Source organism: Nocardioides sp. GXQ0305, from assembly GCF_050880345.1.
Taxonomy (GTDB): Bacteria; Actinomycetota; Actinomycetes; order Propionibacteriales; family Nocardioidaceae; genus Nocardioides.
The window spans coordinates 98827-113187 of the sequence record NZ_JBNYXG010000005.1 but is presented as its reverse complement, the minus strand read 5'-3'; the positions used below and the strand labels follow the sequence as shown (position 1 = coordinate 113187).

Below are 14361 nucleotides of genomic sequence, written 5' to 3'. Positions count from 1 at the left end.
CACGGCCGGCCGACGCCTCCCTGCGCCCGCCGGGGTGTGCTGTGATCGTGCCGGTGCCACCGCCTCGGGAACCACGAGGCGCCCGGCGGTGTAGGAGCAGTACGACGACCGAGGAGACCACCACGGCGGACGACCGCGACTCGGCGGACGTACGCCTGGCCCAGGCAGGTGACCGGGACGCGTTCGGGCGACTGGTCGCCCGGCACGGTGCTGCCGCGACCCGGGCCGCGGCGTGGTTCGGCGCCGGGCCGGACACCGACGACGTCGTGCAGGAGGCGTTCGTGAGCGCATGGCGGGCGATCGGTCGGTTCCGGCCCGACGCGCCGTTCCGTCCCTGGCTGCTGCGGATCGTGGTCAACCGGACCCGCAACGAGGTCCGCTCGCGTTCCCGCCGCGACGCCCGGGCGCTCCGCGCCCTGGAGCCGAGCGCGTCCACCGACCCCACCACCGACGCGGAGGCGCACGAGCGGGAGCGCGCCGTGCTCGCCGCCGTCCGGACCCTCCGGCCGGCCGAACGCGACGTCGTCGTCTGTCGCTGGTTCCTCGGGCTCGACGAGCGCGAGACCGCGGCGGCGCTGCGCATCCCGCGCGGCACCGCCAAGTCCCGGGCCTCGCGCGCCCTCGCCCGGCTGCGCACCGCCCTCACCGAGCTGGAGGTGGACGATGCTCGAGGATGAGCTGACGAGGGTCGCCGAGCGGGTCGCACCGCCGGTCCGCACCGACCTGGCCGACGTCGTGCTCGCCCGGCTCGACGCCCCGACACCTCCACGTCGCCGCCTGGTCGTCCTCGTAGCGGCCGCCGCGGTGCTGGTGGCCGGGCTGGCCCTCTCTCCCCAGGTCCGCGCGGTGGCCGTGGACCTGCTGGAGCTCGCCGGGATCGAGCTCTCCGACGACCGGCCCGACTCCGCCCCCGAGCCCGAGCAGCCGCTGCCCGGTACCCACGCGACCGACCTCAGCCGCGCGGCCGCCGAGGCCGCCTTCCCGCTGTCGGCCCCCGACGCGCTCGCGGAGCCCGAGCAGCTCCGGGTCGCCGACGAGGGGCGGGTCGTGTCGATGGAGTGGCGCGACGGCCGCCTGGTGCTCGACCAGTTCGACGGCACCGTCGGCCCGGTGTTCGAGAAGCAGGTCGGCGAGGTCGACGTGGTCACCGTGGACCTCGACGGCGTGCCCGGCTGGTGGATCCCGGAACCCCACGACCTGATGTACGTCGACCGGGACGGCGAGGTCGTCCATGCCACCGCGCGGCTGGCGGGGAGGACACTCTTCTGGGAGAGCGTCGACGGCGTCACCCTCCGGCTCGAGGGCGAGCAGCTCACCCGGCGCCAGGCCGTCGCCGTCGCGAGGTCCGTCAACCCGGTCGAGGGAACCGGCTGACGACCGGCGGTGTAGCAGGGTCATGAGACGACTCCTGACCTTGCTCTCGCTGCTGCTGGCGATCCTTGCCGTGCCGGCCACCACCGCCCCGGCCTTCGCCAAGGGCGCCACCGAGGTCACCGTGACGGGACCGGGGATCGACGACCGCCGGCTCGGCTTCACGCAACGTACCGACGACGTCGACGTCGGCTCGCTGTCGGAGGCCGCCGGCATCTACGGGATCTTCGGCGACGGCCAGCTCGGCGACCACCCGGACCTGACGTCCGCCGACCTCGGCCCGCGGTACACGCTCTCCTGGTACGAGGGCGACACGCTGATGATCGTGAGCCACGCGTACCCGTTCGCCGAAGGAGGGGCGTGGGCCGAGGTGCCGGACGGACAGCGGTTGTGGGGCGAGCCGCTCGCGGCCGGCTGGTGGGCCGGCGGCACCGAGCTCACGCGGCAGCTGGTCTCGCTCGGGGCGACGGAGCCGGCCGGCGCCGCGGACCCGGTCGACGGGGCCGACGCCGCGGTGGCGGCCGAGTCTCCCCCAGCGACTCCGCCCACGTCGTCGCCCGGCCTGGCCCTGGTGGTGACCGGGTCGGCGGTGCTGGTCGGGCTGGGGCTGCTCGCGGGCACGGGGTGGTGGTTCCGCCGCCGGCGCGGACTGCATCCAGCACGGCCTGTCTGAACCGGCCCGCCCTGCGGCACACTGGCCGCATGGCCCTGGAGCACGTCGACCCCGAGGTGCCGCCGAGCGGCACCGGCTGCACCGAGTGCGACGCCGCCGGCGGCTGGTGGGTGCACCTGCGTCGCTGCACGGAGTGCGGCCACGTCGGGTGCTGCGACTCCTCACCCGCCCGGCACGCGACCGCGCACTTCCGGGAGAGCGGGCACCCCGTGGTCCAGAGCTTCGAGCCCGGCGAGGACTGGGGGTGGGACTACGCCCGCGAGGTGCGCGTGCTGCTGCCTCCGCTGGCCCCGCCGACCTCGCGTCCCGGGGACCAGCCGTCACCAGGCCCGGCCGACCGGGTGCCGTCCGACTGGCGTTCCCACCTGCATTGACGGGCGCCGGCCGGGGTCAGCCGCAGACCGCCCCGTGGGCAGCGGACTGCACGACCTGGGCGTACTTGCCCAGCACCCCACGGGTGTACTTGGGAGGCAGCGGCTCCCACCCCTCGCGGCGAGACTCCAGCTCCTCGGCGTCGACGTCGAGGTCGAGCCTGCGGTGGGCGACGTCGAGCGTGACCTGGTCGCCGTCCCGGACGAACGCGATGGGACCGGCGTCGACCGCCTCCGGCGCGATGTGCCCGACGCACAGGCCGGTCGTCCCGCCGGAGAACCGGCCGTCGGTGACCAGCAGCACGTCCTTGCCCAGTCCGGCTCCCTTGATGGCACCGGTGATCGCGAGCATCTCGCGCATGCCCGGCCCGCCCTTGGGACCCTCGTAGCGGATCACCACCACGTCGCCGGCGACGATGGCACCCTCGGCGAGGGCGTCGAGCGCGGCTCGCTCGCCGTCGAACACCCGGGCGGTGCCGGTGAACGTCGAGTCGTCGAAACCGGCGCTCTTGACGACCGCACCCTCGGGCGCCAGCGACCCGTTGAGGATGGTGAGGCCGCCGGTGCGGTGGATCGGCTTCTCGAGCGACCGCACGATCCGGCCGTCGAGCGAGGGCGGGTCGATCTCGGCGAGGTTCTCGGCCAGCGTCTTCCCGGTGACCGTGAGCGCGTCGCCGTGCATCAGGCCGGCGTCGAGCAGCGCCTTCATGACGACGGGGATCCCACCGACCCGGTCGAAGTCGACCCAGACGTAGCGTCCGAACGGCTTCATGTCGGCGAGGTGGGGCACCCGCTCGCCGATCCGGGTGAAGTCCTCGAGGGTCAGGTCGACCTCCGCCTCGCGGGCGATGGCCAGGAGGTGCAGGACCGAGTTGGTGGAGCCGCCGAGGGCCATCGCCATCGCGATCGCGTTCTCGAAGGCCTCGCGGGTGAGGATCTGGCGGGCGGTGATGCCGCGCCGCAGCATCTCCACGACGGCCTCCCCCGAGCGGTGGGCGATCCCGTCCCGGCGACGGTCGACCGCCGGTGGTGTCGAGGAGCCGGGCAGCGCCAGGCCGAGCGCCTCGGCCACGCTGGCCATCGTGTTGGCCGTGTAGGCGCCGCCGCAGGCACCCTCGCCGGGGCAGATCGCGCGCTCGACCTTGTCGACCTGCTCGCGGGAGATCTTGCCGGCCAGGCAGGCGCCGACGGCCTCGAAGGCGTCGATGATCGTGACGTCCTCGCCGTCGACCTGGCCCGGGAGGATGGTGCCGGCGTACAGGAAGACGCTGGCGAGGTCGAGTCGTGCCGCCGCCATCAGCATCCCCGGCAGCGACTTGTCGCAGCCGGCGAGCAGCACCGAGCCGTCGAGCCGTTCGGCCATCATCACGGTCTCGACGGAGTCGGCGATCACCTCCCGCGAGACGAGCGAGAAGTGCATGCCCTCGTGGCCCATCGAGATGCCGTCGGAGACCGAGATGGTGCCGAACTCCAGCGGGTAGCCGCCGGCGGCGTGGACGCCGTTCTTGGCGGACTGGGCGAGCCGCTGCAGCGACAGGTTGCAGGGCGTGATCTCGTTCCAGCTCGACGCGACCCCGATCTGGGGCTTCTCCCAGTCGTCGTCCCCCATGCCGACGGCACGCAGCATCCCCCGGGCGGCGGCCTTCTCCAGGCCGTCGGTGACGTCCCGCGAGCGGGGCTTGAGGTCGACCTTGGGTTCCGCGGCGTGGGTCATGCAGCCGAGGCTAGTCGGGTGCCTCCGGCTCGTCGTGGGACGTCTCACCGAGCCAGGCGCGGACCTCGGCCACCAGCGCCGCCCGGGTCGGGTGGTCGGGCGGCACGCCGAGCAGGCCGCGGAGCAGGTCCCGCCACGCGGCGTGCTCGAAGCGCACCCGGGGCCGCTGCTCCTCCGCGGCCCGTCGCCAGGCCTCGGCCCACTCCCCTGTCATGTGGACCCCGGGCGGTACGCGCCACTCGCGTGCGTGCGGGTCGAGGTGCGAGGGGTAGCGGCGTCCGGCGCGGTCGCGGGCGGCGTCGGCCCGCATCGGCTCCACGACCTCACCCTCGGCGTCGACGGCCACCAGCCGGAGCCCGGCCAGGCCCGCGAGCCGCTCGAAGGTGGCGAGGTCGGGACTGGTGACGCCGGTCTCCCAGCGGGCGACCGTGGAGTGGCTGATCCCGAGCCGGTCGGCGAGGCCACGCTGGGACAGGCCCGTCAGGCGTCGGGCCCGCCGGACCAGGTCCGGCAGCCGGGAGCGGCGGGTGGGTGAGGTGAGGGGTGGCACTACTCCGTCTCCGTCGGCTGGTGATGGTGCCTCCCATCCAACGCGTCGTCGGGGCGTGGCGGGGGCTGCCCGTTCGTACTCCACAGGTGGGCACCCGTCCCGGCCAGGTGGTGCCGCCGCCAGGCGGGTTTCTGGGGCCGGCAGATCGGGGCTCGTCGTCCCCTGCGACCTGGGTCGCCCAGCGAGGCAGGTCGAACCTGGGTCGCCCAGCGAGGCAGGTCGAACCTGGGTCGCTCAGCGAGGCAGGTCACAGCGCGAGGAAGAGGGGTCGGGCGGCGGGGCGGTGGGCGGCGGGTCAGCCTTCCTCGGCGACGGCCTTGAGGCGGGCGAGGCCCTTGTCGAAGTCCTTGCCGAGCATCTTGTCCATGTTGAACACCTTGGCGAAGACCGCGGCCATGCCCGTGTTCTCACCGCTCATCGTCCAGGTGACGCGGGTGCCGGCGCCGGTCGGCGCGAAGCTGAACTCGACGGGGTTCTCGGCCTTCCACGGCTTCTCGAACACCAGCTTCACCGCGATCTGCTCGGGGGTGGAGCCCACGATCTCCATCGACCCCTGGCCGGCCCTGCGGTTGCCGGACCAGGCGTAGTGGGCGCCGACGCCGCGCTCCGCGCCGGAGTACGTGCGCTGCAGGGCCGGGTCGACGTCCTCCCAGGGGGACCACTTGGTCCACTCGTGGAAGTCGTCGACCAGGGCGTGCAGGGTGCTCGGCTCCGCATCGACGTCGATGGAGCGGGTGATCGTGTAGCCGGCCATACTCCGACTCTAGCCCTGGGGACGGCCGGTCTCCTCCCGCAAGGTGTCCTCGATGATCTGCCGGTCCGAGGGGGGTGCGAACCGGGCCGAGACCAGAGGGTTGTCGGCGGTCTGCTGCATCCCGCGCACCCCGTCCTCCACCACGTAGCTGGCGCGGGTGAAGACCTCGGACCTCGGCTGCTGGACGAACCTGACGCAACGGTAGTCGACCGTCATCTCGCTCGGCGTGATCCGGGTGCTGACGTAGCCGCGCAAGTTGGTCCAGAACCTCAGGTTCGGGTTGTACGCCGCCCACGGGTGCTGCCCGTCGGGCTTGTCGTAGCCGTCGCCCCCGGTCGTGATCGAGCTGGTGACGAACTCCGAGGCCACGATTCCGGAGTCGGGGTCGTCCTGGTCGCGGAAGACCTCGGAGGCCCAGTGGGCGTGCACGTCACCGGTGACGACCACGGGATTGCGCACCCGGCCGGTCTCCATGCCCGCGATCATCCGGTCGCGGGAGGCGTGGTAGCCGTCCCAGGCGTCCATCGAGACCTGCTCGACCGCCGGGTCGGCGTTGGCGTCGCGGCGCCCGAAGAAGACCTGCTGGCCGAGCACGTCCCAGGTCGCCGTCGACCTCCGGAGACCGTCCAGCAGCCAACGCTCCTGCTCCCACCCGGGCAGGCTGCGACCGGGCGCGAAGGCGTCGGGGCACTCCTGGTAGCCGTCGCCGCAGGCCTGGTCGTCGCGGTACTGACGAGTGTCGAGCATGTGGAAGCTGGCCAGCCGACCCCAGGACACCCTGCGGTAGAGCTGGAGGTCGATGCCGCGGGGCACCGAGCGGCGCCGCAGCGGCATGTTCTCGTAGTAGGCGCGGTAGGCGTCGGCGCGACGCTGCAGGAAGGAGCCCTGCTCGCTCGGGTTCTCCGAGATCTCGTCGGCGTAGTTGTTGTCGAGCTCGTGGTCGTCCCAGACCGGCAGCCACGGCGACGTCGCGTGGGCCGCCTGCAGGTCGGGGTCGGTCTTGTACTGGGCGTAGCGGCGGCGGTAGTCGGCCAGCGAGACGGTCTCCCCACCGATGTGGGACCGCTCGCCGTTGTTGGCGGGACCCTCGTACTGGTAGTCGCCGAGGTGCAGCACCACGTCGGGCTGCTCGTCGGCGAGGTGGCGGTAGGCGGTGAAGTAGCCGTGCTGGTAGCTGGAGCAGGAGACGAACGCCATCGTCAGCGACGACACCCGGTCGCCGACTCCGGGCGTGGTCAGGCTGCGGCCCGCGGGTGAGCGCCAGCGTCCGCACCGGAACCGGTACCAGTACTCCCGGCCGGGCCGGAGGCCACCGACCTCGACGTGGACGCTGTGGGCACCCTCGGGCCGGGCGACCGCCACGCCGCGGCGCACCACGCGCCGGAAACCGGGATCGGTCGCCACCTGCCAGGCCACCCGGTGGTCGCGCGCTGGCATCCCCCCGAGACCGGTGTCGGCCAGCGGGTCCGGCGCGAGCCGGGTCCAGATGACGAAGCCGTCGGGGCCGGGGTCTCCGCTCGCGACGCCGAGGGTGAAGGGGTCGGCCGGCAGCGGGGGCGCCGCCGCCGAGGGTCGGGTGCCGGCGAGCGCGCCGGCAGGCACGAGGGTGGCGAGGGCGCCACCGCGCAACAGGGTCCTCCGAGTCGAATCCATGCGGGCAGCCCAGCGCAGCCGGGCGTCGCGCGGGTGACACGCCGGTGAACCCTCGTCGCCCGACGGCTGACATCACCGCGGTCAGGAGAGCGCGGCCGCCCGCACCACCATCACGTCGGGCAGCCCGGAGACGACCTCGCTCCACGTCTCACCCTCGTCCGGTGAGGCCCACACCGCGCCGTTGCGCCCGCCGAAGTAGAGGCCCGCCGGGTCGTGGGCGTCGGCGCACATCGCGTCGCGCATCACCGCCGCGAAGTAGCCATCGGGCAGGTCGCCGTCGCCGAGCGCCTGCCAGGAGGCACCGGCATCGTCAGTGCGCCACACCCGAGCGTGACCGTCGACCGGCCAGCGGGCGCCGGCGTCGCTGATCGGGAAGGTGTAGGCGGTGCCGGTCCGGCGCGGGTGGGTGACCATCGCGAAGCCGAACTCGGTGGGCAGACCGGGTGCGATGTCGTTCCAGGTGCCGCCGCCGTCGTCGGAACGGTAGACGCCCCCGTGGTTCTGGAGGAACAGCCGGTCGGGGTCACCGGAGTCACGGGCGACCTTGTGCACGCACTGCCCGAACTCGGGGTAGCTCCGCTCCCCCGGCATGAACTCCGCCTTGACGCCGGAGTTGGACGCCGACCACGACTCGCCCCCGTCGGACGTGCGGTAGACGCCGCCCGTGGAGATCGCGGCGAGGACCGACTGCGCGTCGTCGGGGTGCGGGAGGATCGTGTGGAAGGCCTGCCCACCGAACCCGGCGCCCCACTCGGCGCGCTGGGGGTGGTCCCACAGGCCGCGGACCAGCTCGAAGGTCTCGCCGCGGTCGGTGGACCGGAAGATCGCCCCGGGCTCGGTGCCGGCCCACACGACGCCGTCGTCGACCCCGGGGACGAGCTGCCACACCCGCTCGAGCGCCGTTCCCGTGTCGTCGGGGAACCGCAGGGCGCCGTTGGGGGTCTCGTCCCAGGTCGCGCCCAGGTCGTCGGAGCGGCGGACCTGGGGGCCGAACCAGCTCGAGGAGCAGCCCGCGAGCAGCCGCGGCTGCGCGCCCCTGGCGTCGAGGAGGACGGAGTAGACCTCCTCCATGGGGAAGTGGGGTCCGGTCACCTCCCAGTCGCGGCGCTCCGCGTCGGAGGTCGCCAGCCAGAGCCCCTTGCGGGTGCCGATCATGAGCAGGGTGGCGGGTGCCATGAGGACTCCTTACTGCTGGGTGCGCTTCTTGAACGCACGGATCGAGAGCGGCGCCAGCGCCGCGGTCAGGGCGAAGGTCCAGATCAGGGTCGCCACGACGGGGTACTGCAGCGGCAGCGCCGCGTCCGGGGGCGCCGGAACCGTGTTGCCCCAGAGCTCACGCAGCGCCTGGACCAACGACGAGATCGGGTTCCACTCGGCGATGGTCCGGAGCACCGTGCCCATCGCCTCGGTCGGTGCGAACGCGTTGGAGAGGAAGGTGAGCGGGAAGATGGTCGTGAACATCACGCCCTGGACCGCCTCGACCGAGCGCATCGACGCGCCGACCAGGATGCCCAGCCAGATCATCGCGAAGCCCCACAGCAGCAGGAGCCCGTAGCCGGCGACCGCCTCGAGGACGGTGCCCCTGATCCGCCAGCCGATGACCAGACCGGTCAGCGACATGACGACGATGCCGATGCTGGAGTGGATCAGGCTGGAGATGCTGCGACCGACCAGGACCGCGGCGCTGTGGATGGGCAGCGAGCGCATCCGGTCGACGATGCCCTTGTCGATGTCGGCGGTGAGTCCGACGGCGACGATGAACGAGGCGAAGGCGATGGTCTGGCCCATGATGCCGGCCATCAGCCATTCCTTGTAGCCGGCCGGGGCGTTGGTGGCGATCGCGCCGCCGAAGACGTAGGCGAACAGCACCACGAACATGACCGGCTGGATGGTGACGTCCATCAGCATCTCGGGCATCCGCCGGATGTGGATCAGGTTGCGACGCGTGATCGTCCAGGACTGACGCAGCAGCCCGGTGCGGCGGATCTCGGGCCGCGCCAGGGACGGGTGGTGGGCGAGGTCGCTGCGGGTGGTGGTCATGCCGAAGCCTCTTCCTGGTCGTCGGTGGGCTCCTCCTCGGCGCGGTGGCCGGTGAGGTGGAGGAAGACGTCGTCGAGGCTGGGCCGCTGCAGCCCGAGGTCGTCGAGGTCGATGCCGCAGCCGTCGAACAGGTTCGCCACGCGGGTGACGTCGGAGAGACCGTCGGCGGGGGCGGTGAGGGTCCGGGCGGCCTCGTCGACGTGGAGCTCGGGGACGGCCGGGCGCAGCAGGTCGGCCGCCTGGGCGAGGTCGTCGGGTCGTGACACGGTCACCACCAGGGCCGCCTTGCCGGAGGCGTCCTTGAGCTGGAGCGGGGTGCCGTGGGCGATCACGGTGCCGTGGTCGATGACGACGATGTCGTCGGCGAGCTGGTCGGCCTCCTCGAGGTACTGGGTCGTGAGCAGCAGCGTGGTGCCGTCGCGCACGAGGTCGCGCAGCACCTCCCAGAGCTCCACCCGGCTGCGGGGGTCGAGCCCGGTGGTGGGCTCGTCGAGGAACAGCACGGGTGGGGTGGCGATCAGGCTGACCGCGAGGTCGAGCCGGCGGCGCATGCCGCCGGAGTAGGTCTTGATGATGCGGTCGCCGGCGTCGGACAGCGAGAACCGCTCCAGCAGCTCGTCGGTCTGACGCCGGATCGTGGCCTGGTCGAGGCCGTAGAGGCTGCCGATCAGCCAGAGGTTCTCCCGACCGGTCAGCAGCTCGTCGACGGTCGCGGTCTGGCCGGTCAGGCCCATCGCCCGTCGTACGGCGTCGGGCTCGCGGAGGACGTCGTGACCGGCCACCCGGGCGGTGCCGCTCGTCGGGGTCGTCAGCGTCGTCATCATGCGGACGGTCGTGGTCTTGCCTGCGCCGTTGGGCCCGAGCAGGCCCAGCACCGAGCCGCGGGGCACGCTGAAGCTGACCCCGTCGACGGCGACCGTCTCGCCGAAGTGCTTCACCAGCTCCTCGGCCTCGATCGCCGGGCCCGCCGTCACTGCGCCCTGACTCGTCCCGGTTGCCGTGGTGGTCACGCGTGGTCCTCCCCGTTGCATGGTCGTCGGCCTGTGGAGGCGACGCTAGCCCTGCCCACTGACAGGGTCATCCGAATTGCGTCGCACCGCACGTCCTACATTGACCGGGTGGCGCCCCGATTCTCACCGGTCTGGCTGGTGCTTCTCGGAATTCTCTCCGTCCAGCTCGGCGCCGCGGTCGCGAAGCTGCTGTTCGGGGAGATCCCTCCGACGGGCATGGTGTGGCTGCGCCTGGTGACCAGCGCACTGGTCCTCGGGCTGGTCGCCCGCCCCGCCTGGCGAGGCCGCACCCGCGCCGACTGGGCGGTGGTCGTGGGCTTCGGCGTCACCCTGGGCGTGATGAACTGGTCGATCTACCAGGCCTTCGCCCGGATCCCGCTCGGCGTCGCCGTGACCATCGAGTTCGTCGGGCCCCTGACCATCGCGGTGCTCGGCTCGCGCCGGGCACGCGACCTGATCTGGGTGGGCCTGGCGGGGACCGGCGTGCTGCTGCTCGGGATCCAGCCGGGCGAGGTGACCCTCGTCGGCGCCGGCTTCGCGCTGCTCGCCGGGGCCGCCTGGGCGGCGTACATCCTGCTGAGCGCCCAGACCGGTGCCCGGTGGCCGGGGCTCGACGGCCTCGCGGTGGCCAGCGTCGTGGCCACGGTGCTGCTCGCACCCGCGGCCGTGGTCAGTGCCGGCGCCACCCTGCTCGACCCCCGGATCCTCGCCATCGGTGCCGCGGTGGGCCTGCTCAGCTCGGTGGTGCCCTACAGCGTCGAGATGATGGCGTTGCGTCGCCTGCGGCCGGCCGTGTTCTCGATCCTGATGAGCCTGGAGCCGGCGGCCGCGGCCCTGGTCGCGATCCTCGTGCTCGGTGAGTTCCTCACCCCCGCCCAGTGGGTGGCGATGGCCTGCGTGGTGGTCGCCTCGGTGGGTGCCACCCGCTCGGGCCGCGGGCTCACCGAGCCGGCGCCGGACTGAGCGGGGCCGGATCGTTCACACGGCCGTCACACACGGTTGACGCGAGCGCAAGACTCCCGGCCTAGCGTCGCCCGCGTCGCAGCTCTCCGACCCAGGACCGCCATGCACCTGCCGCCCGTCGTCCGCCTCGACCAGTGGGTCGACCGGTGGGCCGTCGCCTCCCAGCAACGGTCCTGCCGCAACGCCATGGTCGCCGCCACGGTGCTCACGCAGCGCCGGGCGGAGTCCCGCGAGGTCGAGGACTTCCTCGCCGCGCGCGGCGTACGGCGGGCGGCCGACCAGCAGCCCGAGCTGGCGCTCTCGCAGTGAGTCGGGTGGCGCGGCCGCCTCTCCGGTCGCGCCACCCTCCACGGGCGGTTCGGCCACGGCCGGGCTGGCCCGCTCCGGCACACTGTCGCCATGGCACCCCCTGCCGGCCCCGCCACCGAGGCCCTGACCAGCCACCCCCGCCTGGCCTTCACCGACCTCCTCTCCGACGACGGCACCCGGCTCCGGGCGTGGACCAACGACCCCGACGGTGCGATCGACGGCCCGACCGTGGTGCTGTGCAACGGGCTCGGGACCAACCCCTGGGCCTGGCCGGCGCTGCTCGAGCCCGACTGCGGGTTCCGCGTGGTGAGCTGGAACCACCGCGGCACCGGCGGTTCGGCCCGGCCGGAGGACCCGGAGCGGGTCGGCATCGACGAGTTCGTCGAGGACGCGCTCTCGGTGATGGACCACTTCGGCGTCGACCACGCCGTGATGATGGGCTGGTCGATGGGCGTCAACACCATGTTCGAGCTGGCCACCCGCCACCCCGAGCGGGTGCGCGGCCTGTTCGCGGTGGCCGGCGTCCCCGGTGGGACCTTCGCCACGATGCTCGGACCCTTCCACCTCCCCCACGTCGTGGCCGGGGCCGTCGCGGTCGGCTGTGCCCGGCTGCTGGAGCGCGGGGGCCGCGTGCTGACACCGCTCACGACGCGGATCCCGGTCGGTCCCCGCACGGTCGCCCTGCTCGGCCGGACCGGCTTCATGCTCCCGGTCGCCGACGCCGAGCTCGCGGCCACGGCGGTGCGGGAGTTCCTCCGGACCCCGGTCGACTGGTACTGCCACATGGCGCTGCGCACCTCCGAGCACGCCCGGGTCCGGCTCAGCCGGGTGACGGCGCCCGCGTTCTTCGTCGCCGGGCGGTGGGACGTCCTCAGCGGCGCCCGCGACATGTTCACGGCGGCCGAGCGGCTCGCCGACGCGACGTACGTCGAGCTGGACGGCACCCACTTCCTGCCGATGGAGCAGCCCGACCAGGTGCACGCGCTGCTGCTGGAGTTCGTGGAGCGGGTCGGCTGATGCGCCGTACCGCCGTGCAGGGCCTGGGCCTGTCTCTGGGACTCGCGCTGGTCCTCGGACTGGGCGCCTGCTCCGGCGACGGTGACGACGGTCCCGGCCCGGACACCGTGACCGCGCCGACCGACGAGGGGTCCCCGAGCGACCCGAGCTCGCCGCCGTCCGGGAGCCCGTCGCCGCGCGGCCCCTCGGCGGGGCCCGGTGAGGGGCGCACCGTGAAGGTCGTCGACACGGTCGCCACCGGGCTGGAGGTCCCGTGGGGGCTCGGCTTCCTCCCGGACGGCCGCGCGGTGGTGACCGAGCGCGACACCCGTGAGGTGCTGGTGGTCGACCCCGACGGCGGTGACCCCCAGACCGTCGGCGTCGTCGAGCAGGCGGTCCCCGAGGGCGAGGGCGGGCTGCTGGGGGTCGCGGTCTCCCCCGACTTCGCCCGCGACCGGATGCTGTACTTCTACGCCACCCGGGCGAGCGACAACGCGGTGCTGAGGGCACGGCTGGGGCGCGACGACCGGCTCGGCTCCCTCGAGACGGTGCTCGACGGGATCCCGAAGGGGTTCATCCACAACGGCGGCCGGCTCCGGTTCGGTCCCGACGGGTACCTCTACGTGTCCACCGGCGAGACCGGCGACGGCGCCCAGTCGCAGGACCGGTCGTCGCTGGGCGGCAAGATCCTGCGGATCACGCCCGACGGCGACCCCGCCCCGGGCAACCCCGACCCCGACTCGCCGGTCTGGACGTGGGGCCACCGCAACGTGCAGGGGCTCGCCTTCGACGACGGCGACCGGCTCTGGGCCAGCGAGTTCGGCCAGTCGACGTACGACGAGCTCAACCTGGTCCGGAAGGGCCGCAACTACGGCTGGCCCGAGGTCGAGGGGCGGGGGGACGCCGGTGAGTTCGTCAACCCCCTCGTCGTGTGGAGCACCAGCGAGGCCTCCCCCTCCGGCATCGCCTGGACCGAGGACCACGTCTGGATGGCCGCGCTCGGGGGGACCCGGCTCTGGCGGGTGACGACCGACGGCCCCCGGGCCGGCGACCCGACGCCGTTCCTGGTCGGCGACTACGGGCGGCTGCGCACCGTCGAGGTCGCCCCCGACGGGATGCTGTGGGTGACGACGTCCAACCGCGACGGCCGAGGGGCCCCGTCGGGCGACGACGACCGGATCCTGGTGGTGCGGCCCGGCAGCCGGTGAGTCACTGCAGGCCGACTGCCTGGACCACCAGGAAGGCCGTCAGAGAGACCTCGACGACGGCACCCAGCACGTCGCCGGTCACCCCACCCAGACGGCGGCAGGCCGTCAGCACCACCAGCGCCGCGGACACGACCACCAGGACCACGCCGGCCAGCCCCCGACCGCCGTCCAGCAGCAGCGCCACCGCGGCGAGCGCCAGCACGACGAGGGCGACGCCGGCCACGGGGACCGTGCCGGCGACCGCGCTGCCCAGCCCTTCGACTCGTGCCGCCGGGACGCCACGGGCACAGCCGATGGACAGGCAGCCCCGGCTCACGACGACCGCGACGCCGACGGCGATCGCGGCGTCGGGCCCGGTGTGGCGATCGAGCACGCCACCGATCGCCGAGGCCTGGAGCAGGATCACCAGGACCACCGTCGCCGCCCCGACCGGGCCCACGTCACCCGAGCGCATGACGTCGAGCCGTCGGCCGACGTCGCCGGGCACCGCGAGCCCGTCAGCGGTGTCGGCCAGGCCGTCGAGGTGCAGCCCTCCCGAGCCCAGCGCGAGGACCGCGACCGCGAGCGCGCCGATGAGCAGGGGCGGGGCGAGCACGGCGTCACCTGCCCACACCACGAGTCCCGCGACGACGGCGAGCGGGAGCACGGCCACGGGGGCGAGAGCCATGGCGACTCCCGCCACCCGGCCTCCGACGGGCTGCCGCGGCGGCGCGACGGGCAGCACCGTCAGCGTGCCCACCGCCAGCCGG

General features: G+C 73.5%; 16 protein-coding genes. 8 read left to right on the top strand and 8 right to left on the bottom strand.

The features are described 5' to 3' along the window. The first annotated feature begins 53 nt into the window (after positions 1–53). The 4 genes from ACQ1X7_RS14240 to ACQ1X7_RS14225 are packed head-to-tail and all read left to right on the top strand — an operon-like array spanning position 54 to position 2418. A complete protein-coding gene (locus ACQ1X7_RS14240; protein ID WP_432478874.1) occupies positions 54–677 on the top strand; it encodes an RNA polymerase sigma factor in 624 nt (207 codons plus the stop codon). Then, the gene (locus ACQ1X7_RS14235; RefSeq protein ID WP_432478873.1) at positions 664–1374 is read left to right on the top strand and encodes a hypothetical protein; all 711 of its coding nucleotides are present in this window, start codon (positions 664–666) and stop codon (positions 1372–1374) included. Before ACQ1X7_RS14240 ends, ACQ1X7_RS14235 begins: the two co-directional genes overlap by 14 nt. A gap of 22 nt (positions 1375–1396) precedes the next feature. Next, positions 1397–2044 carry a hypothetical protein gene (locus ACQ1X7_RS14230; protein ID WP_432478872.1) on the top strand — a complete coding sequence of 216 codons (648 nt, stop codon included), beginning with the start codon at positions 1397–1399 and terminating at the stop codon, positions 2042–2044. Positions 2045–2073: 29 nt separating this feature from the next. Next, entirely contained in the window at positions 2074–2418 is a 345-nt protein-coding gene (locus ACQ1X7_RS14225; RefSeq protein WP_432478871.1) for a UBP-type zinc finger domain-containing protein, read from the top strand. Between the two features lie 16 nt (positions 2419–2434). On the opposite strand, the gene ilvD is transcribed toward ACQ1X7_RS14225, so the two are convergent. The 7 genes from ilvD to ACQ1X7_RS14190 all read right to left on the bottom strand — a co-directional run bounded on the left by ilvD (position 2435) and on the right by ACQ1X7_RS14190 (position 10136). Continuing rightward, positions 2435–4129, bottom strand: a complete 1695-nt coding sequence (ilvD, locus tag ACQ1X7_RS14220) for a dihydroxy-acid dehydratase (RefSeq protein ID WP_432478870.1) — start codon at positions 4127–4129, stop codon at positions 2435–2437. Between the two features lie 10 nt (positions 4130–4139). Beyond that, a complete protein-coding gene (locus tag ACQ1X7_RS14215; protein WP_432478869.1) occupies positions 4140–4679 on the bottom strand; it encodes a helix-turn-helix domain-containing protein in 540 nt (179 codons plus the stop codon). Between the two features lie 295 nt (positions 4680–4974). Further along, positions 4975–5433, bottom strand: coding sequence for an SRPBCC family protein (locus ACQ1X7_RS14210; RefSeq protein ID WP_432478868.1), 459 nt, complete (start codon positions 5431–5433; stop codon positions 4975–4977). Positions 5434–5442: 9 nt separating this feature from the next. After that, on the bottom strand, positions 5443–7086 hold the full coding sequence (locus ACQ1X7_RS14205; protein ID WP_432478867.1) for an alkaline phosphatase D family protein: 1644 nt from the start codon (positions 7084–7086) through the stop codon (positions 5443–5445). 81 nt (positions 7087–7167) lie between these two features. Beyond that, positions 7168–8262: an exo-alpha-sialidase gene (locus ACQ1X7_RS14200; RefSeq protein WP_432478866.1), complete on the bottom strand. Its 1095-nt coding sequence runs from the start codon at positions 8260–8262 to the stop codon at positions 7168–7170. Positions 8263–8271: 9 nt separating this feature from the next. Continuing rightward, entirely contained in the window at positions 8272–9126 is an 855-nt protein-coding gene (locus tag ACQ1X7_RS14195) for an ABC transporter permease (RefSeq protein ID WP_432478865.1), read from the bottom strand. Continuing rightward, on the bottom strand, positions 9123–10136 hold the full coding sequence (locus tag ACQ1X7_RS14190) for an ATP-binding cassette domain-containing protein (protein WP_432478864.1): 1014 nt from the start codon (positions 10134–10136) through the stop codon (positions 9123–9125). Before ACQ1X7_RS14190 ends, ACQ1X7_RS14195 begins: the two co-directional genes overlap by 4 nt. Positions 10137–10244: 108 nt before the next feature. Here ACQ1X7_RS14190 and ACQ1X7_RS14185 point away from each other — a divergent pair, with 108 nt between their 5' ends. From ACQ1X7_RS14185 to ACQ1X7_RS14170, 4 genes are all read left to right on the top strand, one after another. Then, on the top strand, positions 10245–11099 hold the full coding sequence (locus ACQ1X7_RS14185) for an EamA family transporter (protein WP_432478863.1): 855 nt from the start codon (positions 10245–10247) through the stop codon (positions 11097–11099). A gap of 102 nt (positions 11100–11201) precedes the next feature. Then, positions 11202–11408, top strand: a complete 207-nt coding sequence (locus ACQ1X7_RS14180; RefSeq protein WP_432478862.1) for a hypothetical protein — start codon at positions 11202–11204, stop codon at positions 11406–11408. A 90-nt stretch (positions 11409–11498) separates the two neighbouring features. Next, positions 11499–12425, top strand: coding sequence for an alpha/beta fold hydrolase (locus ACQ1X7_RS14175; RefSeq protein ID WP_432478861.1), 927 nt, complete (start codon positions 11499–11501; stop codon positions 12423–12425). Beyond that, positions 12425–13612, top strand: a complete 1188-nt coding sequence (locus ACQ1X7_RS14170; protein ID WP_432478860.1) for a PQQ-dependent sugar dehydrogenase — start codon at positions 12425–12427, stop codon at positions 13610–13612. Before ACQ1X7_RS14175 ends, ACQ1X7_RS14170 begins: the two co-directional genes overlap by 1 nt. Before the next feature lies 1 nt (position 13613). Here the strand turns inward: ACQ1X7_RS14170 and ACQ1X7_RS14165 are convergent, their stop codons facing one another. After that, positions 13614–14351, bottom strand: a complete 738-nt coding sequence (locus ACQ1X7_RS14165) for an adenosylcobinamide-GDP ribazoletransferase (RefSeq protein WP_432479073.1) — start codon at positions 14349–14351, stop codon at positions 13614–13616. Between the last annotated feature and the right edge of the window lie 10 nt (positions 14352–14361).